General features: G+C 33.3%; 20 protein-coding genes. 9 read left to right on the top strand and 11 right to left on the bottom strand.

The features are described from left to right. Positions 1–154 precede the first annotated feature (154 nt). The gene (gene yqfD / locus E7419_00785) at positions 155–1,321 is read right to left on the bottom strand and encodes a sporulation protein YqfD (GenBank protein MBE7013725.1); all 1,167 of its coding nucleotides are present in this window, start codon (positions 1,319–1,321) and stop codon (positions 155–157) included. Between the two features lie 149 nt (positions 1,322–1,470). Here yqfD and E7419_00780 point away from each other — a divergent pair, with 149 nt between their 5' ends. Beyond that, positions 1,471–3,060, top strand: coding sequence for a M23 family metallopeptidase (locus E7419_00780; protein MBE7013724.1), 1,590 nt, complete (start codon positions 1,471–1,473; stop codon positions 3,058–3,060). Between the two features lie 56 nt (positions 3,061–3,116). Next, positions 3,117–3,677: a haloacid dehalogenase-like hydrolase gene (locus E7419_00775; protein ID MBE7013723.1), complete on the top strand. Its 561-nt coding sequence runs from the start codon at positions 3,117–3,119 to the stop codon at positions 3,675–3,677. Positions 3,678–3,835: 158 nt separating this feature from the next. Here E7419_00775 and E7419_00770 read toward each other — a convergent pair whose 3' ends face one another. The 4 genes from E7419_00770 to mtaB all read right to left on the bottom strand — a co-directional run bounded on the left by E7419_00770 (position 3,836) and on the right by mtaB (position 6,269). Continuing rightward, positions 3,836–4,273 carry a GatB/YqeY domain-containing protein gene (locus E7419_00770; protein ID MBE7013722.1) on the bottom strand — a complete coding sequence of 146 codons (438 nt, stop codon included), beginning with the start codon at positions 4,271–4,273 and terminating at the stop codon, positions 3,836–3,838. Continuing rightward, on the bottom strand, positions 4,270–4,629 hold the full coding sequence (locus tag E7419_00765; GenBank protein MBE7013721.1) for a DUF86 domain-containing protein: 360 nt from the start codon (positions 4,627–4,629) through the stop codon (positions 4,270–4,272). Before E7419_00765 ends, E7419_00770 begins: the two co-directional genes overlap by 4 nt. Further along, entirely contained in the window at positions 4,619–4,915 is a 297-nt protein-coding gene (locus E7419_00760) for a nucleotidyltransferase domain-containing protein (GenBank protein ID MBE7013720.1), read from the bottom strand. Before E7419_00760 ends, E7419_00765 begins: the two co-directional genes overlap by 11 nt. A gap of 67 nt (positions 4,916–4,982) precedes the next feature. Continuing rightward, on the bottom strand, positions 4,983–6,269 hold the full coding sequence (gene mtaB, locus E7419_00755; protein MBE7013719.1) for a tRNA (N(6)-L-threonylcarbamoyladenosine(37)-C(2))-methylthiotransferase MtaB: 1,287 nt from the start codon (positions 6,267–6,269) through the stop codon (positions 4,983–4,985). A gap of 120 nt (positions 6,270–6,389) precedes the next feature. On the opposite strand from mtaB, the gene E7419_00750 reads away from it, so the two are divergent. Then, positions 6,390–6,617: an HPr family phosphocarrier protein gene (locus E7419_00750; GenBank protein ID MBE7013718.1), complete on the top strand. Its 228-nt coding sequence runs from the start codon at positions 6,390–6,392 to the stop codon at positions 6,615–6,617. A 650-nt stretch (positions 6,618–7,267) separates the two neighbouring features. On the opposite strand, the gene E7419_00745 is transcribed toward E7419_00750, so the two are convergent. Both E7419_00745 and E7419_00740 read right to left on the bottom strand, forming a co-directional pair. Then, a complete protein-coding gene (locus tag E7419_00745) occupies positions 7,268–7,894 on the bottom strand; it encodes an epoxyqueuosine reductase (GenBank protein MBE7013717.1) in 627 nt (208 codons plus the stop codon). 3 nt (positions 7,895–7,897) lie between these two features. Further along, positions 7,898–8,476, bottom strand: a complete 579-nt coding sequence (locus E7419_00740) for a hydrolase (GenBank protein ID MBE7013716.1) — start codon at positions 8,474–8,476, stop codon at positions 7,898–7,900. Positions 8,477–8,650: 174 nt separating this feature from the next. On the opposite strand from E7419_00740, the gene E7419_00735 reads away from it, so the two are divergent. The 5 genes from E7419_00735 (at position 8,651) to E7419_00715 (ending at position 17,254) form a co-directional block, all read left to right on the top strand. After that, positions 8,651–9,889: a glycosyltransferase gene (locus E7419_00735; protein MBE7013715.1), complete on the top strand. Its 1,239-nt coding sequence runs from the start codon at positions 8,651–8,653 to the stop codon at positions 9,887–9,889. A 617-nt stretch (positions 9,890–10,506) separates the two neighbouring features. After that, positions 10,507–11,178: a TetR/AcrR family transcriptional regulator gene (locus E7419_00730; GenBank protein MBE7013714.1), complete on the top strand. Its 672-nt coding sequence runs from the start codon at positions 10,507–10,509 to the stop codon at positions 11,176–11,178. Positions 11,179–11,217: 39 nt separating this feature from the next. After that, entirely contained in the window at positions 11,218–12,288 is a 1,071-nt protein-coding gene (locus E7419_00725) for a Gfo/Idh/MocA family oxidoreductase (GenBank protein MBE7013713.1), read from the top strand. Between the two features lie 17 nt (positions 12,289–12,305). Further along, a complete protein-coding gene (locus tag E7419_00720) occupies positions 12,306–14,681 on the top strand; it encodes a hypothetical protein (GenBank protein MBE7013712.1) in 2,376 nt (791 codons plus the stop codon). A gap of 344 nt (positions 14,682–15,025) precedes the next feature. Beyond that, positions 15,026–17,254 (top strand): helix-turn-helix domain-containing protein, encoded by a 2,229-nt coding sequence (locus E7419_00715; GenBank protein MBE7013711.1) that lies wholly within the window; start codon positions 15,026–15,028, stop codon positions 17,252–17,254. A gap of 91 nt (positions 17,255–17,345) precedes the next feature. On the opposite strand, the gene E7419_00710 is transcribed toward E7419_00715, so the two are convergent. From E7419_00710 to E7419_00695, 4 genes are read right to left on the bottom strand one after another with little or no spacing between them, the layout of a single operon-like run. Beyond that, a complete protein-coding gene (locus E7419_00710; protein ID MBE7013710.1) occupies positions 17,346–18,767 on the bottom strand; it encodes a 4Fe-4S dicluster domain-containing protein in 1,422 nt (473 codons plus the stop codon). A 27-nt stretch (positions 18,768–18,794) separates the two neighbouring features. Beyond that, the gene (locus tag E7419_00705) at positions 18,795–19,967 is read right to left on the bottom strand and encodes a serine/threonine-protein phosphatase (protein ID MBE7013709.1); all 1,173 of its coding nucleotides are present in this window, start codon (positions 19,965–19,967) and stop codon (positions 18,795–18,797) included. Next, positions 19,960–21,639 carry a histidine kinase gene (locus E7419_00700; protein MBE7013708.1) on the bottom strand — a complete coding sequence of 560 codons (1,680 nt, stop codon included), beginning with the start codon at positions 21,637–21,639 and terminating at the stop codon, positions 19,960–19,962. The genes E7419_00705 and E7419_00700 overlap by 8 nt, the downstream gene beginning before the upstream one ends. After that, positions 21,632–21,880, bottom strand: a complete 249-nt coding sequence (locus E7419_00695) for a (2Fe-2S) ferredoxin domain-containing protein (GenBank protein ID MBE7013707.1) — start codon at positions 21,878–21,880, stop codon at positions 21,632–21,634. Before E7419_00695 ends, E7419_00700 begins: the two co-directional genes overlap by 8 nt. Before the next feature lie 550 nt (positions 21,881–22,430). On the opposite strand from E7419_00695, the gene E7419_00690 reads away from it, so the two are divergent. Then, entirely contained in the window at positions 22,431–23,927 is a 1,497-nt protein-coding gene (locus tag E7419_00690; GenBank protein ID MBE7013706.1) for a winged helix-turn-helix transcriptional regulator, read from the top strand. Positions 23,928–23,984: the final 57 nt, after the last annotated feature.

The raw sequence follows: 23,984 nt of genomic DNA, 5'->3' as shown, positions 1-23,984 counted from the left end.
TTCATTTTGAATTACACCCATCAACATTGTTTTAGTGTTATGTTTTGGAGGGCATTTATTGTTGCAAATACAGTGATGCAATTGCCGTATGGCATAATTGCATTTCCTTTATTCCTAATTCCTCTTTTCTAATTCCTAATTTAAATATAATTGTTTATTCTTCCTTTTTTATTACCACTTGTTTTCCGATATCTTCGTAGATATTTGCAAGTATTCTTATGTTTCTTGTTTCCTCGTCTGTTACCGTTATATCAAACTGAGTATCTTTAACTTTTTTATTATCAAAGTTTTTATAAAGTTCGCATAATAGCGCTTCTTTGCCTCTTTTTATTGCTTCTTCTTCGGTTATCGTGGTTTTTACAAGGGTATATTCGTCATAGGTTACTGCTTTTATTTCAAATAGTGATGTGGTAAATCTTTTTGGGGTTTCGTCATAGTTATAGTAGGGAACAACTTTTTTTGTTAACTCGAATTCATTATTTAAAAACTTTACAAATACTTTTTTTGTTTGCTTCCCTGTATAACTTTTTTTATATTCGTATAATTTTACCGAAAGAAAATTTTCCCACCATGTATTTGCAGTTACCTCTGCCATTGAATGAACATAGCGAATCCCGTCAAACTGAGTATTTATAATTCCCGATACAAGCAGTTGCCCTTTTGTAACAACCTCATTTTCCGCTACCATTTTTTCCCCGTTTGTAACATTTATCTTTTTAATTATGCCGTCTTTTCTCGCAATTATGTGGCAGGGAATATCCTTTTTAACCATTTCGGGAGGCATATCTCTTTCCTTTATTTCTATGTGAAGTTTCGTTCCTTTCTCATAAACTCCCACCCATGAAATTTCGTCAATATCGTTTATCAGTTTAACGGATATCTTTTCACTATCTATATTACCTCTTAACTTGAATTTTTGCAAGTTAATTTCGCTAAGTTTTTCTAAAATAAGTTCAGTTTTTACTGTTTCGTTTCCCGTTATCTTAATATCCAGTATTAAAGAACTTAAAAATATTATAATTAATGTTGCGGGAATAAGTCCTATAAATATAATTTTTTTTGCTGATATTTTTCTTCGCAAAATAAAAAATCCCGATTTCTTTATTATTTTAACCTTTGATTTGACATCCCAAACGATTTTTCTTAATTTTTTAAATCCTTTTGGCGATACATTGAATGTCATTTCATTTTCGCTTATTTTTTTTAAATCCCATAAATATATATTATTTATAACTGCTATGTTTAAAAATCTTTCAGGTTGGTTTGTCTTTACTCTTACTGTTACGTACCCCGTAAAATAGTTATATATTCTGCCCATCATAAACCTCACCTCAAAGTATTATACTGTGAAAATTATGTGAAAATGACAAAAAGGGGTTGATTTTTTTAAAATTATATAGTAAAATGACATTATGAAATATTTTTGTAACAATCAGGTAATCGTTCAGTAATAATAAGCGAGGTGGTTTTTTGTTAAGTAAACTGAAAAACGCTTTGAATAAGGTGACGGGGGTTACGAAAGAGTTTTATAATAAAGCCTTATCAAAGATAAATAAGTTGAACTTAAGGGGAAAATTAAATAAACTGTTTAATAATATTAAATCAAAAGTTGTTAATATAATTGATATAATAAAAGGGTATGACATTAAAAATGTTAAGAAAGATGTAATTTCTTTTTTTGAAAATATCAAAGAAAGCATTTTTAATTTCATAGGAAGTGACAGATTTGCAAATTTTGTATCTTCTTTAGGATACGAAAAGGTTAATGTGATTGCAGTTTGTGTTTTGGCATTTATGGTTATAGCATCGTGTTTCGGAAGTAACTTAAATTTCGGGTACAGTGTTTTATGTGACGGTAAAGTTGTTGCGATTACCGAAACAAGAAGCGATGCACTTCTTGCTTTTTGTGATGCAAAAGAGGACCTTGCATCTATAGAAAATGCAAAAATAGGTGATGTAAGATTATCATTTGTTATTTCAAACAAGGATAACTTCCAGACTGTTTCTTGTGCTAAAAACTCTATTTGTGCAGTATATGACGGAAGAGTTGATGCTTACGGCATATTTGCCGAAGGAGTTATGATTTGCGCTCTTAAAACTGAAGAAGATGCAAATAATGCATTAGAAGATTACAAAAATGAATATACAACCGAAAATTCGCTTGAGGTTTCTTTTAATAAAAATGTCGAAGTTGTGGCAACAAGAGTGCCGTCACTTTCAGTTTTATCAAAGCAGGATGCACTTACTGCTCTTAAAACTCCTGTGGGCGGTATAAAGGTTCACGTTGTTTTAGAGGGAGAAACTATTTCTGAAATTGCCGAGATGACGGGGACTACCACAAAAAAAGTTATGGAAATGAATCCGGGACTTACTCCTGAAAGTTTGCAGATTGGTACTAAACTTAATGTTTCGGATACCACTCCTGCAGTTGCTGTAAGAACTAAGGAAGCGGTTACAGCGATTGAAAAAATTGCTTATGATACAAATAAGGTAAAAGATTCCAGCCAGTATACAGGTATTACAATTGTTATCTCTGACGGAGAGTACGGAGAAAAAGAAGTTAATTACGATGTGTATAAAGAAAACGGAATTGTTACTGAAAAACAGGCTATAGCAGAAAAAGTTTTAAAAGAGCCTGTAACAAAGCAGGTTAAAGTCGGAACTAAAGAAAGACCAAGATATATGGCAACAGGTAAGTTCAGGCATCCATTCGCTGCAGGGCTTATTACTTCACGTTATGGGTCAAGAAGCAGAGGATTCCATACAGGTCTTGACCTTGCAGGGTCTACAGGAAGCCCCGTATACGCATCTGACGGCGGAACGGTTTCGTTTGCCGGATGGAGCGGAGGTTACGGTAAGGTTATAAAAATTAACCATGGCAATGGTTATGAAACCTATTATGCACACTTAAGTTCAATTAACGTTTCAAATGGGCAGAAAGTTGCCAAAGGCGAAATGATAGGAAGAGTCGGCAGCACCGGTAATTCTACCGGACCGCATCTTCACTTTGAAATAAGACTTAACGGCAGAACACTTAATCCTGCAAATTATATTTACTAAGAAAGACGGCGGTGTTTAAAAATTTTAAACACCGCTATTTTTAGGGGACAGAAAATATGAATGTATATGATTTTGATAACACAATTTACAGCGGGGACTCAACGAGGGATTTCTACTTTTTTACTTTAAAAAATTATCCTTCTATATTAAAATATCTTCCTTATCAAGCTTATCATTTTATAAAATTTGCGCTTGGTATTGTTGATAAAACTGCATTTAAAGAAAAATTCTATATATTCTTTAAAAGTATAAAGGATATTGATTTATTTTTAGACAAGTTCTGGAAGATACATATAAAGAATATAAAAAAATGGTATTTTGATATAAAATGTGATGATGATATTATAATTTCTGCATCTCCGTATTTTTTATTAAAACCTGCGATTGACAGGTTGGGGATAAAATATTTATCTGCATCAAATGTTGATAAACTAACAGGCAAATATGACGGACTTAACTGTCACGGAAAAGAAAAGGTAAGAAGATTTTACGAAATGTCAAACGAAAAAATTGAAAATTTTTATTCCGATTCATATTCGGATACACCTTTAGCAGAAATTTCCGAGAATGCCTTTATGGTAAAAGGTGACAGGATTTATAAGTGGGAGTTTAAATGAAAAACTAAGTAAAAATGCAAAACTTTATTAAATTAGTAATGAGGAATTAGGAATTAGGAATGAATGAAGGCAAAACCATGCTATACAGCGGTTTTGCCCTCTTTTTCATATAAAACTGTTATAATGAATAATTATGGTAGAAAATTTTAACTTGCCAGTTACTTTGTAAGGTCTGCTACAACTTTATTTATAAGTTTTCCGTCTGCTTTGCCTTTAAGTTCGCCCATAACTGCTTTCATAATTATGCCTTTATTTTTTGAGGCAATTTCCTCTGAGAATTTTTCGGTTATAATTTTTATTATTTCTTCTTCAGTAAGCTGTTTTGGAGCGTAACGGGAAATAATATCATATTTATCCTGATATTCTTTTTTTAATTCTACTCTTTCGTCAGGACAGGTGTCAATTTGTTCTTTTGCGGTTTTTAATTCTTTTAAAATTACTCTGTCGCAAAGTTCTTCTGTTATATCTTCTCTTACACCCTCATCAATAGCAACTTTTTTTACCGCTGCAATCAGGTTTGATACAACGTCTTTTAAAAATTTGTCTTTCTCTTTCATGGCTTTAACCATGTCAGCTCTTAAAATTTCAATAGTCATATTTGTTCATCCTTTTCTTTTAATATTTCTTCGCAATTTTTCAGAAGTTGCGGAATATCATTTACGCTGATGTGATATACCATATCTAAATCAATTGAGTCATAACCGTGTGCAATTCTGTTTCGCATACCCGCAATTTTATGCCATGGAATATTTTTATAATTTTCTGCATAACCTTCATTGCGGAATTTAACTACCAGTTCTCCGATTTGTTCCACACAAAAACTTATGGAATACTGATAACCGGGACTTGTGTAATACTTTTCGTGAGAATATTCATATTCAGCATGAATTGCTTCAATATTCCGACAATGCTTTATAATTGATTTTAAATACGATATCTCTCTATTTTGCATAAATCAGTCTCCCTTCAGCATTTAAATTAAGACCGGATATAAAATCGGGAGCAAATTTAATATTAATTACATCTACTTTTTTTTGCAATTTTTCTTCTAAATCAAGCATAAACTGAATTCGTTCTATTCCATTACAATTTTCCCCATATTTAACTAATAAATCAACATCACTTTGTTCGGTTGGAATATGGTCAAAATATGATCCGAACAAAAGAATTTCTTCAATATCAAATTTATCAGCAACCATTTTCACTTTTGATTTTATTTCTTCGGGTGTGTAAATCATAGTTTAACTCCTTCCAAACTTTTATTTTCAGTAATATATTAACATATTTTATAAAAATATTCAATAGCTATTTAGTCCCATAAGCCTTTCCTACAAGAATATTATTCTCATAATTTGTTATTTTAACTTTTATTATTTTATCTTTAATATTATCGCAGGATTTTACATATACGGGCAGATAATTTTTTGTATGGCCCATAAAAAAGCCGTCTTTTTGTATGCTTTCAATAAGAATTTCAACTTCATTTCCCAGATGTTTTTCTTCAAATGCTTTTTGCTTTTCTTGTGATATTTTAATTATGTCCTTGCTTCTTATGTCTTTTACTTCAGGGGAAACCTGATTTTCCATTAAAGCGGCTTTTGTTCCTTCTCTTTTGGAATATTTAAAAGTATGAATCTGGTAAAATGGAATTGAATTTATAAACTCTTTTGTTTTAGAAAATTCCTCTTCACTTTCGCCGGGAAAACCGACTATTAAATCAGTGGTAATTGCACTGTCGGGAAATTCTTTTAATATTTTATTGCATATATTTTTATAAAATAATGAGTCATATTTCCTGTTCATTCTCTTTAAGGTTTCGTCACACCCGCTTTGCAAGGATATGTGGAAATGGTGGCATACTTTCGGTAAATCCTTTAATGCATATATAAACTCGTCAGTAAACGCATTAGGCTCAATTGAACTTAATCTTATTCTTTTAATACCCTCTATTTTGTGAATTTTTTTAAGCAGTTTTAAAAGGTCATAATCTTCTAAATCTTTTCCGTAAGAGCAAATGTGAATCCCCGCAAGTACAATTTCCAAAAAACCGTTTTCAGATAACCTTAAACACTCGTTGTAAATATTCTCAGGATTACGGCTTCTTATTCTGCCTCTTGCATAGGGAATAATGCAGTAGGAACAAAAATTGTTGCATCCGTCCTGCGCTTTTATAATTGCCCTTGTTTTGGATTCAAATAAGGTTATTTCCATATCTTCATAATCTTCTTTGTCAACGGGAGTAACGATATTTTCTTTTGCTTTTTTAGATATAAGTTCGTATGCTTTTAATTTGTTTTTTGTGCCGATAACTATACTTACACCCTCGATTTTTTCAACCTCTTTTGGTGACATCTGCGCAAAACAGCCTAATACGGCTATAACGGCATTTTTGTTTTTAGTATATGCACGTCTTATCATCTGCCTTGATTTTCTGTCACTAAGATGAGTGACTGTGCAGGTGTTTATAACATAAGCATCGCAAATGTCGGAAAATTCGGCGATTTCCCATCCGTTATTTATAAAAATTTCTTTAATGGCTTCGGTTTCATATTGATTAACCTTGCACCCTAATGTGCAAAATCCAATTTTCATTAAAATTTCCTTTCTGTTAAATTTCTGTTAAATTTAACCTTTTCCTATTGACTTGATTAACTAAATATTGTAACATCAAAGTATAGCCGACGGCTAACAATATTTAGGAGGTATTATATTATGAAAGAAGTTAAAATTTTACTTAGTTCAATCAATGATGTTAAAAAATTTGTTAATTTAGTAAGCAAGTATGACTTTGATGTTGACCTTGTTTCTGACAGATATGTTGTTGACGCAAAGTCAATTATGGGTATATTCTCCCTTGATTTATCAAAAGAAATTAAGGTGCAGATTCACTCAGATGCGTGCGATGATTTTATAAGTGAACTAAAACCATTTGAAGCATAAAACAGGCGTAAAAATTGTCCAGAACGTGCAAATGGTGAATAAATACTATGATATAAATTGTAGCGCAGGGGCTTGCTCCTACTGTAAAAGGTATAAATTGCATTAAGCAATTTATGGAATCTACTCATTTGCACTTTGAACGAAAAAAACCACTCGACGTATCTTAATACGCCTTCGGGCTTACGGGAACAAACTTAAAAAAGTTTGTTCCTTTTTTTCGTCCAATCTGAACAATTTTTCCTGCCTGTTTGGTCTTAACGTGATATATTTGCCTTAGTGCAGTAAGACTTGAACACAATATGCCTTAAACCTGTTAAATTCCAATCTTTTTAATTTGTCGTCTTTGTAAGGCGACAAGCCTGACTGCAGACTCCGCATCAAAAATCTTGAAAATTTTCCAAGGTTTAAGGTCTGCGAGTTTTAAAATGAGAAATTTTGGGTAAGATAAAGAAATTTCAAGAATTATACTTTCGTATGTTCGCAGGGATTTCTGCTATATTACGCGAAATTTCCATTTTAAAACCATATTGGGTTCGAGTATTACTGCACTAAACGCAAAAGATACCATTCGGTCTTTTGCGTTTTTTAATTCCATAAATTCCTTAAGGAATTTATACCACAATTATTCATTATTCATTATTAATTATTCATTAAAACTTGTTTTTCGGGCAAGTTTTAATGCAAATTCCGCAAACCGAGCCTCTGCCAATATGCTGATATGCCCTTTTCATATAATCCGAGCAGGATTTCCTGTCAATACCTGCCTCTGAAATTGCCATCGCAGGACATTTATTAATGCATATTTTACATTCACCGCATTCATTTTCCATTATTTTATTTTCTGCCTTTAGGTCAAGGTTTGTAAATACTGTGCCAAGCCTTACCATTGAACCGTGATTTTTACTTATAAAAAGACTGCTTTTGCCAATATATCCAAGACCGGAAAGCACTGCACCTTTTTTGTGAGAATATTCTCCTGAAAGGCTGGTATTTCCGTTTACAGTCTGCGATGCAGGTATGGAAAAATAATTATAGCCGTTTTTATCAAGAAATATCCCTGTTTTAAGTGCTATCCTGTCAATAAATGCATTGACTGTTCTGTAATGATGAAAGTATGTATATGTAGGGGCATCGTCAATTTCTTTTAAAATATCGTAAGATAATTTTACATAAAAGGATATTCCGTTTTTATATCCTTTAAAATCATCATTGAAAAATCCGACATCATAAGCGCCCCAGTCGAGTATTTTTTCTTTAAGAGTATGTAATATATCCATAGTTTATTTCTCCACAAGGAAAGTTGCTTCCATATCTGCTGTAGAAAGAGCAAATGCAAGGGGATACTGGGAAAAAGCATTTGATATATTCCTTTGATCTTCCGTTCCTGAAAATCCCATATGGTATCTTATTGCAAAGGCTTCTTCTCTTGTAAGTTTCATAAATCCTGTTATGATATAAACGCTCTTTTCACCATGCCCGTAAGGGAGGGAATCGTCAAAGTCGTAAGACGGTACCTGTATCCATTTTCCCGTTTCATCTTTTACATTCCGAAAACTTTTTTTATAGCAGTTGATTTTACACAAATCATGAAGTAAAGAAACAATTGCGATTGTTTCGTCAGAGTAAGTAAGATTACATTTTTCTTTAATAAATGGTCGGTTAAGATATTCTTTTAAGCAGTCATAAACATTAAGGCTGTGAATTAAAAGTCCCCCGTCAGATGCAAGGTGGTATCTTGTACTTGCAGGAGCATGGAAAAAGTCACAACTTTCACTTAAAAGATAGTTAAGAAGCGCTTCACTGCCCTCTCTTTTTATAAATTTTTTATAAATTTCCAAAAATCGTTCTTTATAATCCATAGTCATACCTCTTTTAACATTTTACATATTAATAATACTACTAATCTTATGTAAAAGTCAAATCAAAAAAAGAAAAAATGTGAAAACACTTGCAAAATTTAAAAAAGTGGTGTATAGTGTTGTAAGGTAGTGTGAAAATTTGTGTAAAAAAGAATGAAAGGTCAGGTTATGTAAATGAATGTAATAATTTATGCTTTGTCAGTTCTGATACAGTTATTTGTTATCGTAATCGGTTTGTATCATATACTGGTTGGGATATTTGCATTTATTGGGGATAACAAATCTAAAGAGATTAAAAATGAAAAACATAGATTTGCAATGGTAGTTGCAGCGCACAATGAGGAAAAGGTTGTTTCTGAAATTGTGGACAGTTTAAAGGATATAGATTATGATAAAGATAAGTATGATATTTTTGTCATAGCCGATAACTGTACTGACGATACTGCCAAAATTGCAAGAGAGCATGGTGCCGATGTCCATGAAAGATTTTCCGATAAGGACAAGGGCAAGGGATATGCTCTTAACTGGATGTTTGAGCGAATTTTTAAGATGGACAAAGAATATGATGCTATTTGTGTATTTGATGCAGATAATATTGTTCACAAAAATTTCTTAAATGAAATGAATGTTAAATTCAATCAGGGCTTTAAGGCAGTTCAGGGATATATAGATACTAAAAATCCTAACGATTCATGGATAACTGCTTCTTATGCTATATCATTCTGGTGCCTTAACAAAGTATATCAGTCTGCAAGAAGCAATTTAGGGCTTTCCAATCAGATTTCAGGAACAGGTTTTGCAGTTTCATGCGATATTATAAGAGAATACGGATGGAGCGCTACTTGTCTTGCTGAAGATATGGAATTTACCATGCAACTTGTTCTTAACGGAATTTCAGTAGGGTATGCAAAAGAAGCGATAGTTTATGACGAAAAGCCTCTTACTCTTTCTCAGTCGGTTAAGCAAAGAACAAGATGGATGCAGGGACATGCCGATGTTGCATCAAGATTTATTCCCCGTCTTTTCAAAAAAGCGGTTAAAGAAAATGATGTTTTAGCATTTGACTGTATTATATATCTTCTTCAGCCTACTTTACTAATTATGCTTCTTATTATAACAACAGTTTCATTTATTAAACTGTTCTATCCACCGCTTGAAATGTGGTTTTTAACCAACCTTGCTATTCCGCCGTATTTGTGGAATCTTGTTATGTTGGGGCAGTTCTTACTTACACCTTTAGTTCTGTGGGCAGAAGGCAAACTTACAAAGAAAATGATTATCTATTATGTACCATACCTTGTTTATACTTATACATGGCTTCCGATTGCGGTTGTGGGTGTGATAAGAAAGAATAACAAGGATTGGTTCCACACCGAGCATACGAGAAAAATAGCAGCATCAGACCTTCAGTAAGATGTAAAAATGGTCCAGAACGTGCAAATAGGGATTAAATATGAAGATACAAAATCACGAAGAATAATTAAATGTGATTGTTTCAACCAAAAAACAAGGTATAAATCGCTTAGAGCGATTTATGTAATTTAATATTTGCACTTTGAACGAAAAAAACCACTCGACGTACTTAGTACGCCTTCGGGCTTACGGGAACAAACTTAAAAAAGTTTGTTCCTTTTTTTCGTCCAATCTGAACAATTTTTCCTATCTTACGTTTAATGGTGCAAGGCATCGAGCCTTGCCCATTAAAAAGATGTAAAAATGGTCAAACAGTGATATGTTATCTTGCGATAACGTGATATATTTGCTTTGCAAATGTGATATATTGCCTTTGTCAATGTGATATGTTTGTTCTTCGAACAAACGTTAAAGACGCAAAACATGCCATACGGCGTTTTGCGTTTTTATATTTTATTTAAATCGTAGGGGAGGGTTTCCATGCCCTCCCGCTTAGGAAGACACGGAATCTTTTTACAATAATAATTATTTTATGTCACTACAGGTTAAAAAATATCTGTAATGACTTTTCTTTTATATATTGACAAATCAAACTATTGGTGCTACAATGTAACTAAATAGTTACTTTAAGCAGATGCGAAGTTTTTTGTTTCTGCTTTATAAAAAAATGCGGTGGTGATTTTTTGGAAAAAGAAATACTTAAAAGCACTAACAGAGAACTTATTATAAAAGCCGCAGAAGAGGTTTTTGCAAAGAAAGGTCTTTACGGTGCAAGAGTTGACGAAATCGCATTAATTTCGGGGGTCAACAAAAGGCTTATTTATAAAGATTTTAAAAGCAAAGAGGATCTTTATAAAGTTGTACTTCACGAAGCGTACAAGAAAATGGCAAGAGCGGAAAGCGGAATCTTTAAAGAATATACCACCTGTGTTGAAGCCATTACCAATATTATAAAAATGTACTTTGAATTTTTAAAAAATAACCCTGCATATATAAAACTTATATTGTGGGAAAATCTTAACGAAGGGAAATACATAAAGGAAATGGATTTATCCGATGTTAAGACAAGAGTTATGGACTATATGTTCAAAGTTTTGGCAGAGGGAAAGAAAAACGGCGAATTTAAAGAAGACACAGACGAAAATCAGGTTGTGTTCTCCATTATGACCTTTACGTTTTCTTACTTTTCCAATAAGCACACAATGTCAAACTTTTTAAAAGGGGATATTTCCTTTTCAAAAAGAGTTGAAAATGTTACGGAAATGATTTTATCTAATATAAAAAAATAATTTATCTACTAAAAATAATTTAAAGCGGAGGAATTCAATATGGCAAATCAAGTAAAAGTTTTAATCGTAGGTGCGGCATTTTCTGCTGACCTTCACATGGATGGGTACTCAAGATGTACTGATATTGCAAAAATCGTTGCTATCTGTGACAAAGCGACAGACAGAGCGCACGATATTATCAAAAGATACGGACTTAAAGATGTAGAAGTTTATGATGATGCATATAAAGCAATTGATGCAGTTGACTGTGATGTTGTTGATATCTGCTTACCAAACTTTTTACATCACGATATAGCAGTTTATGCATTTTCTAAGGGTAAAAATGTTATAACTGAAAAACCAATTGCTACAACTTTATCTGATGCAGAAGAAATGCTTGAAGCATCTAAAAAAGCAGGCAAAAAATTATATTATGCAGAAGACTGGTTATTTGCACCTGCTCTTAACAAAGCATTGGAACTTGTTAAAGAAGGCGCAATCGGCGAACAGACTTATGTAAGAGCAAGAGAATGTCACTGTGGTTCTCACTCACCATTTGCTCAGAAAATTGAATTCTGCGGCGGCGGAAGTATGATTCACTTAGGATGTCATCCAATCGGATTTATGCTTGCTATGAAAAACAATGAATGGACCGAACTTGTTGCTATGACATCAGGCGGTTTAGAAAATAATATGTGGCATAAAACAATGGAAGGGGAAGACTGGGCTGCTGTTATGATTAAATTCAAAGACGGCACAAGTGCACTTTTAGAAGCAAACTACTTAGCATGCGGCGGTATGGAAGACAGTATTGAAATTTATGGTAAAGAAGGAAAAATGGCAGTTGATTTAACATTCTCTTCTCCAATCCAACTTTACTCAATTCCCGGTGTAGAATATACAGTTGAAAAAGCAGAAGTTACAACAGGCTGGTCAAGACCTGCAGTTGACGAAAAATATAACTTAGGATATATCGGTGAAATCAGACACTTTATGGAATGTGTAAGAGATAATAAAGACGCAAAAGTAGGTTTAAGAGGTGTTGACGGTTTAGAAATTCTTAAAGTTGTTAACTATATTTACAAATCTGCAAAAGAAGGTATTAAAATCGTAAACCCTGATATTAAATAATTAAAGGAGTGTTAAAAATGTTAAATGATATTAGAATTCCCGTTACAGTCGGCGGAGTAGAATTTAAAAATCCTTTCTTTGTTGCATCAGGACCTACCACTAAATCTGTTGCACAGTTAAAAAGAATTGAAGAAACAGGCTGGGCTGCTGCAAGTATCAAACTTTCAATAGACCCTGCGCCATACATAAATCGTAAACCTCGTTATGCAATGTTTAAAGAAACAAATGCGCTTGCGTTTACTGCTGAAAAAAGGCTTACTTTCGAACAGGGATTAGAACTTGTAAGAGAAGCAAAAAAAGTACTTACTGACCTTAAACTTTTTGCAAATATTACCTATGCAGGGGACGAAGGTGTTTCAGGCTGGGTTAATATGGCTAAAAAGTTTGAAGAAGCAGGAGCAGATATTATAGAACTTAATATGTGCTGTCCTAATATGTCATATAATGTTAATTTAACAAGCGGAGGAAGCAAATCTGCAGCAAAACAAACCGGCGCAAGTTTAGGTCAGCAGGGAGATGCAGTTGCCGAAATCGTAAGAGAAATTAAAAAAGTTATAAATATTCCGCTATTTGTTAAACTCACTCCTGAAGGCGGTCAGATTGCAAATATTGCATCTGCACTTTACGCTGCAGGAGCAGACGCAGTAGGCGGAACAGGTAACCGTCTTGGTATTCCTGAACTTGATTTAGACCATCCTGAACAGGCAATATATCATCTTCAGGACGAAGTTAGTATGAGTTGTTATTGCGGTAACTGGTTAAAACCAATCGCACAAAGAGATACTTATGAAATAAGAAAAGTTAACGGTCCTGAACCTAAAATTATGGCAGCAGGTGGTATTACTAACTGGAAAGATGCAGTTGAAATGGTACTTTGCGGAGGTAATTTACTTGGTGTTTGTGCTGAAACTTTAATCAGTGGTTTTGATATAGTTCGTCCTATGATTAAGGGTATGAAAGATTATATGGATAAGCACGGATATGAAACAATTGATGATTTCTGCGGAAAAATTGTTCCTGAACTTAAAACAGCTCCTGAACTTACAATTTATAACGGATACGCTCAGATAAAAAATCCTAACCTTTCAGGTCCTTGTAAAGCGGCTTGTCCTCTTCACGTTCCTGTTCAGGCTTATGTTTCAAAAATTGCAAAAGGCGAATTTAGAGAAGCGTACGACCTTATTATTTCAAAAGGAGCATTACAGGGTGCTTGTGCTTATGTTTGTGCACATCCTTGTGAAGATGCCTGTGTAAGAGGCGAAGGGGGAGAACCTGTTAAAATCCGTGAACTTAAAAAGTTCGTTTTAGATATGGCAAAAAAAGAAGGCTGGGAAAAACATGAAGAAGTAAAAGAAAAAAACGGCAAAAAAGTTGCTGTTATCGGTTCAGGTCCTATGGGACTTTCTGCAGCAGGTGACCTTGCAAGAGCAGGTTATGATGTTACAGTATTTGAAAAAGATACTGAAATCGGCGGCTCACTTCTTATGATGGTAAAAAGCGGCAGACTTCCTCAGAGCATTTTAGACGATATAATTTCCGACCTTGATAAAAAAGGCGTTAAGTTTGAAACAGGAAAAGAAGTATGTGAAAAATGCGTTTCAGAATTTGATTCATATATTAAAGCGTACATTCCTTCCGAAAAGAGTGCAAATGAAACAATCAAGTCAGGCTATTCTTTAATAATGGGCGATGATACTGATACTTCAGGTAAAGACATTGTTATTTGGGGTAAGAGCCTTGATGTATTTGATATGGCACTTTATTCTATTAATAACGGTGCAAAATCTGTTGTAATTGCAGGTAGCCCAATCAGCGAAGGAAGAAGCATTGTAAAAGAACTTATCAAAGAAGTTACAGATAAGGGCGCTAAATTTGTAAATAACCTTTCATTTATAGAAAAATCAGGTAATGTTGCTAAATTTAAAGGTTCAATCGGCGAAGAAATAGCTATCGTTTGTGATGATATTTATGACGGCGATTCCTGGTCTAAGAATGCAACTATAGTTGCTGCTTGTGCAAAAGGTGTTAATGAAGCGGCAAGAGTTGATAAAGAAATAATGGGCGACAATGCTACTCTTACAGGTGTTGAAAGTGTTACTGCTGTTAAGAAAGATAATGTTTTAGAAAGAAACGGATATATCGGTAATACTAAAAAAGCTGAAGCGGTTATTTCAACCATTGATGAAGCAATTAAAGAAGCAAGTCGCTGCTTAAAATGCGGATGTGGCGAAGGTTGCCAGTTATGTAAAACAATCTGCTCCGAGTTTGCTATTTATAATCCGAAAATGGATAAAATTGAAATTCACGGTGACGAATGTGTTGCTTGCGGAATGTGCTTTAACAGATGTCCTAATAAGAACATTGAAATGGTAAATACAGGGGAAAAGGTTTAATTCGTAATTTGAAGTGCGAAATGCGAAATTATTTCAATTAGGAATTAGGAAAGAGGAATTAGGAATAAAGGTAAAAACGCTATGCGTTTTTGAATTTAATGGGAAATCTTCGATTTCAAAATTGTAGGGGAGGGACTCCGTGCCCTCCCGAAACACAATAATTAAAATAATCCCAATGGGTATAGAGAAAATGAAATTAAAAAGGACAAAATCGCTGCATAGCATGATTTTGTCTTCCTCCATTCCTAATTCCTAAATCCTCATTCCTAATTAAACAAAATAAAACCAAAATTACAGGGGGCGGTGGCAGGCATCGGCCCCTACATCTTTATAAGAGGTAAAAAATGTTTAATAAAATAATTGACAATTTTAAAAATTTCTTTCAAAGTGAAAACAGGCACAGGCTTTTTAAGATATGTATTCCTGCTCTTATTATAGTAGCATCCTTTACGCTTATGTCTTTTTTTCCTATGTATATAAGTATAAAAGATACTAAAGAAAACAGCAGTAAACTTATCATAGATACTGCCATAAAATCGTTAAATGATATTTTTAAAAACATTGACAATACCTATAAATCCATTGAAAATGAAATTGACAAAGAAGTTCTGTACGGTGAAAACGGGATTATAAATTATGATAATGACCTTTCATCTTACCTTACTGATACATTAAAATCAGTCACCGAAACGAACAACTTTATTGAAGAAATAGTTATACTTAAGAAAAACGAAGATTTAGTTCTTACAACGCAAGGAGTAATGCTAAAACGAGATTTCTTTAATAAAAACTATGCAAGTGAAGTTTACGGAGCGAACTTTTTTGATAATCTTGCAACCGATTATCAGAATGTTAAAATAATACCGTCTGCTTCTTATAAAAATATGGAAAAGTATCCTGCTGAGGACCCTCAGAATTTGATGGTATGTGTAAAAAGGCATGTGGAAAACAACACGAATATGCTTCTTTTCATTTCTTATGATAAGTTTGTAAAGTCTGCAAATTTAAGCCTTCTTGGCGAAGGTATAAACTTTAAAATATATGATTATAACGACTCGGTTATTTATTCGAATTCAGACAGCGAGTATATGATAAATACTATAAACGTGTCGGAAGATTTTAAGGAACAGGTTATAAATTTAGGCTTTAAGAAGTATTATATCATAAAATCTTCTTATAACTATTATTACTATGTTGCGGAAATAAAAGATAATAATCTTTTAGTGTTTATTTTTTCGTTTATTTTCCTTCTTGCAGGTTTTATTATAGGAGCAGTATTTTTAATGAAATCGATTTATAAAATCGATGCGGAAATTGTACCTGTATTTTCCGAGTTGGAAATAGAAAACAATGAAGGTGTTATTTCTGATATAAAAGATAAAATGAAAGCATTTAAAGAGAATGTTTCTAAAAAATCTATAAATGCAGATATAATGAGCGAAGAAATTAAAAGCAGTATTTTCTTAAAAACCGTTACATCAAGTTCTTTTTACTCACGGTTTAAAAATACAGTTGATTCGGTTTTTTCGGATATATTAAAAAATGAATGTTTCTTTATGCTCTCTTTAGAAATTATAAGAGAAAATTTAAAACTTCCAAAATATGAATTTATAAAAACCGAAGAGTTTTTAAATGAAAACGGACTTAATTTTATTTTAATAGAAGAAAAATCAAGAAAGTTTATTTACGTAATAGGCTGTGATAAGGGAACATATAAGGAAATTGCCGAAAAGTTCAGTGTTTGTTTGTCTGATATAAGAAAAAATAATATAGAAATACTCGCATCATACAGCAGAGAGTATTCTAATCTGGGAAATTTATATGAAGCATATCACGATATAAATATTTCCAGAGGTTACAGAGGGATAGATGATAAAACTTCTTTCCTTTCTTATGATGATATAGAGTATGGTAACCGTATATATCTTCCTCCTAATTTTAAAGAGGAACTTGCAGGAAAAATAATGGCAAAAGAAGAAATTTCGGCAAGAAATTATATAAAAGAAATATTTGAAGAAAACATAAAGAACAATATTCCCTTATCAAAATTTGAATTTATGTTAAGGCAGATGTTAAGCACGGTTACAGATACACTTTCGTCAAATAAAAAAAGCAATTCAGATATGTATCAACTTGAGCAGGTGTTTTTGGGCGGTATTGAGCAGTTAAAGGAAAACCATGATGTTTACGGGGTAATGAACTCTTTTATAAACCTTGTTCATCTTAGTATAAATATGTATGATACTAAAAAAAGCAGTTTAAACCGTGCCGAAATAATAAAATATATTAACTCAAATTATAAAAAAGATTTGTACTTAGAAAAAATCGCTGTTGAGTTTAATACTACCCCTAAATATTTCTCAAATTATTTTAAAAAGGAATTTTCGTTAGGGTTCAGTGAATATCTTACAAATCTTCGTATTTCCCAGGCAAAGAAACTTCTTTGTGAAACGGATAAACCATTAAATGCAGTAAGCGAAGAAGTCGGATATATAAATCAGGCAACTTTTGCCGCCGCATTTAAAAAGGTTACAGGACTTCCGCCCGGAAAATACAGGGAAATTAATAAATAAATCAAAATAGGAACGGTTTAAAACCGTTCCTATCTTAATTACAAAACTGAATGGACGCAAAAGGGACAGACCCCATTGCGTCCATTTTGATTTATTTAAGTTGTGATACAGCATCAGAAATTGTTTTTTCTATTGCTTCTTTTCCGTATTTATCAACTTCAAGTTTATTTTTTTCTCCGTGAGTCAGGCAACCTGCGCCACCTATGCAACCTCCCACACAAGCCATTCCTTCAATGAAATTGGCATCAAGCACATTTTTGCTTTTTTTAAGGAGTGCTGTTTTACATTGTTCAATTCCGTCACATACGATAGGATTTACATTAAAGTCAATGTTTTGTTCCAAAAGTGCCTGTTTAACTGCATCGGATAAACCGCCTGAACGGGCAAATATTCTTCCGAAATATGATGCGTTATCAAGCACATCTTCATCTAAAGTTGTTATATCAATATCCTTGCTGTCAAAAAGAGCCTGCAGTTCTTCAAAAGTAAGCACAGCATCAACGTATTCTTTAGCATGGTCAAGTTGAGCCTCTTTTTTCTTTGCAGTACACGGACCTATAAAAATAACTTTAGAGGTCGGATCGGTTTTCTTTATATACTCTGCAAGAGCCACCATAGGAGATGGATTATGAGATATATATTTTACAAGGTCAGGGAAATTTGATTTAACATAAGATACAAACGCAGGACAGCAAGAACTTGTTAAAAATCCTTTATCTGCAAGTTCTTTGGATTCTTCACATGCTACCATATCAGCACCCAAAGCGGCTTCAACAACTGTAAAAAATCCAAGTTCCTTAAGCCCTTTTATTACCTGACCGAGTTTTGCATAAGCAAACTGGCTCGCAATAGATGGGGCAACCATTGCATATACCTTATAATTTTGATTGTTATTACTTTCTTTTATTTTTTCAATAACATCAAGTATATATGATTTATCTGTAATTGCACCAAACGGACATTGATATGCACACGCTCCGCAGGATGTGCATTTTTCATTGTCAATTTTAGCAGCATTGTTTTCGTTTATTGAAATCGCCTTTACTTTGCATGCATTCTGACATGGGCGTTTTCTGTTTACAATAGCAAAATAAGGGCATACTTTTGCGCATTGACCGCATTCTACACATTTTGTTTTATCAATATGTGCCACGTGGTTATGGTCAAACGAGATTGCACCTTTTTTACATACATCTTCACATCTGTGAGCAAGACAGCCTCTGCAGGATGAGGTTACCTCATAACCTGCCGCAGGACACTCGTCACAGGCAATATCAATAACTTCAATTACGTTGGGATTATTTCTATCTCCTCCCATTGCAATTTTTACACGTTCCAAAAGTATTGCGCGTTCTTTATAAACGCAGCAACGCATTGTAGGTACAGTTCCGGGAACAATTACTTTAGGTATATTTGTTATATTTTCTAAAAGTGTTCCGTTCCAGGCTTCTTTTGCAACTTCTCTTAATACTTTATATTTTAAATATTGTACTTTGGTATCAAATTTTCTCATAGCTTTATTCCTTATATATAATTTTTATTAAAAATAACTGACTTTAATTTTTTTTCCCATCATTTTAAGACATTTTGAAAGTTCTTCAACAAGATTCATTTTAATGTTGAAGTTTATAGGAAGTTCAGGATTCTGATGTGCAGGGTTTACTGCACGGCCTACAAAAAAGTTAATGTCGGTCGCTTCTTCAAATAATAACTGACATATTAAAGATGCACCGTCTTTTTTATAATTCCAGTGTTCATACATCTCGTTTTCTTTAAGATAATCCTTAGCATACTCCAAAACTTTATTTATGGTAATAACCCCTTCGGTTACCAAGTCAACGCCTTCGATTTTTGCCGTAGGAGGTACATCGGAGGCTTCATAATTTAAGGAAACCTCAAGAGGCTTGTTTAAATATTGCGCTGCTATTGAAGAGGTCGTTCCTCCGCATACAATATGTTTCCCCTGTTTTGAGAAAAAGAGGGACATCATACGGTCACAGTCGTCACGGTTTGACGGAGGACCGAATAAAATATTCATAGGTTCTCTTCTTCTTACTTTTATAACACAACTTGTTGCATCGTCACCAGGTTTTCCGTCATAGAGTTTGTCACATTCATCGGTAAGCAGGGTAGCCATATTTTTCGCAGTAAGTCCGGTTAAGGATACTGCCTCCATAAATGCAGTTATTTCCTCCATTTTCCATCCGAAATTATATGATGTACCAATTCCTGCATGCGGGCATCCGTCACTCATTAAAACAAAAATGTCTCCCTCGTTAAGATGAAGGGTGGATTTATATATTTTTTTACCGTCAATATTCATTTCGGTTTTAACATAATCGTAATTCTTGTTGTCACGTATCAGCATTACGTGAGGGTTATCGTACTGGATTATTTCCGCAGTTTCATTATTTATAACATGCAGTATAGTAAAGGTAGAATACGCAACACTGCGCACTGAACATACGGGCAGAGTAGCGGCGATGGTTGATACACATTCTTCTATATTAAGTCCTGCAGCAATCATTGTGGAAATTATTTTCGATGTTAAAGTAGATAAAATACTTGCTTTAACACCACTTCCAAGCCCGTCTGCAAGAACTATAACCATTGAATTGTTACTATCGTCAACTATTTCCACATGGTCACCGCAAAGTTGCTCTCCAAAGTGGTTTATACTTTTCCAGCCGATATCCAAACATAGATTATTCATCCTTTATCGACTCCTTTAACTTTGTGAGTGCAATTTTGGTTTCTGCGGCAGTTTCGCCAAGCAAAGATGCGATTTCCTGAACTATACGCATCTGTTTCTCAACAACTTTGTCTGCAACTTCGACAGTTTTACGGCTTATATTTTCTTTCTTTTCTCTCTGGCTTTCTTCCTCTGTGATGTCCCTCATTATGCCGATAAGAAGCCTTGAATCTTTATCATGCAAAATTGTTTGTTCAACAAAACGATTGTATTCTGCAAGAAAAATCTTTTTGTTTCTTATGTTTTTGCCTGAATCCATTACTTCTAAAAAATCCTGAGGGTCCATAATGCGAACAACCGAGTCACCCAGAACATCCATGCTTTCTCTTATATTCATAATATTTTTTGCCGCCTGATTTATTTGCTGAACTTCCAGTTCTTCGTTTAACACAATAAGACCGTTCGGCGTATTTTTAACAATAGTATCCGAAAAACTTTCAGCCTTATCTTTTAAAAACGGAAGACACATAGAAATTTCTGCTTTTCCCTGATAAATTGCCACTGCTTTTTCACGGCAGGTGTTATATCCGCAGGAACCGCAGTTTAACTCATCTGACGGACTGAATTTGCCCATTTTTTTAAGAATGTTCTGAATTTCTTCGTCAGTAGGAGGCTGAAGCCTGTGTTCTATAAATGTAAAATGTTTTTTCAGTTCAATACTGTCAGGCTGGTTAACACAAAAGTCTTTTTCACCTGCATAATTTGCGATTGCAATATAATCTTTTACAGGGGCTGCTTTGTGATATTTTTCCATAACTGGTCCGCCTATACAACTGCCCACACATGAAGACATCTCGATAAAACATTTGTGAATTTTGCCGTTTTCAATATCCCTAAGTGCTTCAATGCAGTTTTCAACACCGTCAAGAGCCATATATGTATAGTTATTTATATTTTGCGCCATAGTTTTTAAAACTCCCCCTGTTGTTGGGAAAAATCTTGCTCGGCTCTCGTTATCCGAATCAGACTGATTTTCTATTTCAATATTTTCATCATTTAACCAGTTTGTAAGTTCTTCAAATGTAAGAACAGCATCTACAATTCCAGAGTAGTGTTCTGCTTCGTCCTTTTTGGCAACACACGGACCTATAAATACGGTTTTTGCGCCAGGATATCTTTTCTTAATATCAAGACAATGCGCCTGCATTGGAGAAACCACATCTGCAAGATAGCAAAGAAGTGACGGAAAATATTTCTGAATAAGCAAGTTTATCGAATGGCAACAGGAAGATATAATAATGTCACGTGTTTCTTCCTTTAACATACGTTCGTATTCGGTTTTTACTATGGTAGCACCAATTGCAGTTTCTTCAACATCAAAAAAACCGAGTTTCTTGAGGGCTTTTTTCATAGAGTTAATCCCGATGCCTTTATAATTTGCAACAAAAGAAGGGGCAAGGCTTACAATTACCTTATCTTCATTTTGTAAAAATGTCTTTACTTTTTCGGTTTCATCAACAATCTGTTTTGCGTTCTGAGGGCAGACAACAAAACACTGACCGCATAAGATACATTCGTTGCCTATAATATGAGCCTGGTTTGCTGAAAAACGGATTGCCTTGACAGGACAATGGCGAATACATTTATAACAGTTTTTACAGTTTGATTTTTTTAATGTTAAACAGTTAGGCATTTTGGATATTTCCTTTCACTTTTTCTTTGAAAAATTCATCCACCGTTTCAGGAGTTACCGAATAGAAATTATCATCTACTGTTACGCAAACACCCTCCTGACATCTGCCCATACAAAATGTACCCGAAAGTTTAACTTTATCAGTAAGATTCTGGGCATTTATCAATTCCGTCAAACGTTCTACTATATGACGCGACCCTTTTATATGGCAGGAACTTCCTATACATACTGTTATCTTCATTTTTTTAATCCCCCCGTAATTTAAATGAATAATGAATAATTAATAATGAATAATTCTCGTTGCCGTAAAGTTGATTTCATCTTCGTTGAAATCATTATAATATAATTTTCACATTTTGACAACCGTAAAAGCAAAAATTTCACCTTATTTTAACGAATTTAAGCATCTTTGAATAAACACAGTTTTACAGTTTTTGTTTTTTCTGATTATAAACTTAAATCAATACCTGTTTATGTGATTTATATTTGTAAGTTTACCAATTGTGGACATAGGCAGAAGCTGTATTTTGTTTTACAAAAAATCATTGAACGAAGATTTCCTTTTTATTGACTTTTTAAATAATATAAAGTAAAATATACATAGAATAAAGTTCATTGAATTAAATAATCTTTGTATTGAAAACAAGAGATATATTTTATGAGAAATAGTTGCAGATAAGTAAAAAAATTAATATAGTGGGGCTACCTATCCTAAATGGTAGCTCTATTGTCATTTTATATATAGTTTACTAGGAAAAAGATTTAATAAAAAAATAAGGGAGATATTTTTAATGACGGATTTTGATAAACAAATACTTGAAATAATTAAAAAGAATAAAGGTATCAAAGCACGAGTGATAGCAGACAAGATGGGCGTGGAGCGCAAAACTGTAAATTCAGCATTATATGGAAGACTTAAAAAATATTGTTATCAGGATTCTAATTATTTATGGTATATACTTAATTCAAATGAAACTTCGAAAACTGATAAACAAGAAAAAACAGTTGATATTGAGTTGTCCAATTTATGCAACTACTATCTTAATTGTTTGAGTTTAGAAGAAAATAACGGAATATCTTTATATTTAAATGGTAATTATAGTGAGATTAATAATTTTGATGTATCACAGGAAATTAACGAAGATGCAATTTCATATTTGAATAAAACCGCAAAGAAACGAAATTATATTTCTTATATCGGTTATCCGATTTCAGTTGAAACATTATATTCTCCAAAAAATAATGCATATTTTAAGGTGCTGGTGCCTGTATTTTTATTTCCTTTTGAATATAATAGCGGCAATGTACATATTTCGGAATACCCTAATGTAAATATAGAAATAGTAAAAAAGAACTCGTCAAATGATACAAATAATTTGATTTATGATTTGATTCAATTAGAGGAGGAATTAGGATTAAATTCTTCTGATTTAGATATAGAATTAGATGAGATTGTATCTCGCCTTCAGGAAATAAGAAAATGGAATTGGAAAGATAAGTTGGATATCGATAAGTTGAATTCTCATATACATTTAAATGACAGCATTGAAGATGGAATATATAATAAAGCAATTGTTTTTTCTTGCGAACGTTCTCCGTATACGCAGGGATTAGAAAGTGAGTTGTCATTACTGAGTCAGATTGACAAGGATAGTTATAAGGAAACTGCACTTTATAATTGGATACATTCAGAACGAATATCCTCAATAGAAAAAAACATTGAGAACGATACTTTGTTAGAGGTTATTCCACTGAATACTGAGCAGAGAGAAGCGGTTTCTAAAGCGCTTACATCTGATTTGACAATTGTAACAGGTCCACCTGGTACGGGCAAATCGCAGGTAGTAACGGAAATACTTTTAAATTCAGTTTGGAAAAATCAAAATGCACTTTTTACGAGCAAAAATAACAAAGCTGTTGATGTGGTAGATATCAGAGTAAACAGTTTGAGTAACAGGCCAATTATGCTTCGAATAGGAAGCAACCAATATGCAACTCGAATGGCTGAAATAATAGAGGATTTGCTATCAGCAGTAACAACTCAAACAGATAAAGATGATTGCATTTTTTATAACAATACATATAATGATTTGCTAACAGAACATAATAATATAATAAAGACAAAGAAAGAATATATAAATATAAGAAACAAAATAGACGAAGAAGAAAAAAAGATTAGATTTTTTTTAGATTCCTACAATTATATTTTGTGTAATATTAAACAGATTTTAAAAGACAAGCTGCAGGAGTTGGCAGAACTTACTTTAGGATGCGAGACTGAGGAGTAATTGATACTAATAAAAGGAAGGGAATGGTAAAAAATTTTACCTATCCTCAAAAAAGGA

Source organism: Oscillospiraceae bacterium (assembly GCA_015068525.1).
Lineage (GTDB): Bacteria > Bacillota > Clostridia > UMGS1840 > HGM11507 > SIG450.
Note: the sequence above shows the minus strand (reverse complement) of the source record. Positions and strands in the feature narration are given on the sequence as shown.

Excerpts from the sequence above, each read along its gene's own strand:
- yqfD (MBE7013725.1), bottom strand. The coding sequence starts at position 1,321 with ATGATGGGCAGAATATATAACTATTTTACGGGGTACGTAACAGTAAGA.
- E7419_00775 (MBE7013723.1), top strand. The coding sequence starts at position 3,117 with ATGAATGTATATGATTTTGATAACACAATTTACAGCGGGGACTCAACG.
- E7419_00770 (MBE7013722.1), bottom strand. The coding sequence starts at position 4,273 with ATGACTATTGAAATTTTAAGAGCTGACATGGTTAAAGCCATGAAAGAG.
- E7419_00765 (MBE7013721.1), bottom strand. The coding sequence starts at position 4,629 with ATGCAAAATAGAGAGATATCGTATTTAAAATCAATTATAAAGCATTGT.
- E7419_00760 (MBE7013720.1), bottom strand. The coding sequence starts at position 4,915 with ATGATTTACACACCCGAAGAAATAAAATCAAAAGTGAAAATGGTTGCT.
- mtaB (MBE7013719.1), bottom strand. The coding sequence starts at position 6,269 with ATGAAAATTGGATTTTGCACATTAGGGTGCAAGGTTAATCAATATGAA.
- E7419_00750 (MBE7013718.1), top strand. The coding sequence starts at position 6,390 with ATGAAAGAAGTTAAAATTTTACTTAGTTCAATCAATGATGTTAAAAAA.
- E7419_00745 (MBE7013717.1), bottom strand. The coding sequence starts at position 7,894 with ATGGATATATTACATACTCTTAAAGAAAAAATACTCGACTGGGGCGCT.
- E7419_00740 (MBE7013716.1), bottom strand. The coding sequence starts at position 8,476 with ATGGATTATAAAGAACGATTTTTGGAAATTTATAAAAAATTTATAAAA.
- E7419_00735 (MBE7013715.1), top strand. The coding sequence starts at position 8,651 with ATGAATGTAATAATTTATGCTTTGTCAGTTCTGATACAGTTATTTGTT.
- E7419_00725 (MBE7013713.1), top strand. The coding sequence starts at position 11,218 with ATGGCAAATCAAGTAAAAGTTTTAATCGTAGGTGCGGCATTTTCTGCT.
- E7419_00720 (MBE7013712.1), top strand. The coding sequence starts at position 12,306 with ATGTTAAATGATATTAGAATTCCCGTTACAGTCGGCGGAGTAGAATTT.
- E7419_00715 (MBE7013711.1), top strand. The coding sequence starts at position 15,026 with ATGTTTAATAAAATAATTGACAATTTTAAAAATTTCTTTCAAAGTGAA.
- E7419_00710 (MBE7013710.1), bottom strand. The coding sequence starts at position 18,767 with ATGAGAAAATTTGATACCAAAGTACAATATTTAAAATATAAAGTATTA.
- E7419_00705 (MBE7013709.1), bottom strand. The coding sequence starts at position 19,967 with ATGAATAATCTATGTTTGGATATCGGCTGGAAAAGTATAAACCACTTT.
- E7419_00700 (MBE7013708.1), bottom strand. The coding sequence starts at position 21,639 with ATGCCTAACTGTTTAACATTAAAAAAATCAAACTGTAAAAACTGTTAT.
- E7419_00695 (MBE7013707.1), bottom strand. The coding sequence starts at position 21,880 with ATGAAGATAACAGTATGTATAGGAAGTTCCTGCCATATAAAAGGGTCG.
- E7419_00690 (MBE7013706.1), top strand. The coding sequence starts at position 22,431 with ATGACGGATTTTGATAAACAAATACTTGAAATAATTAAAAAGAATAAA.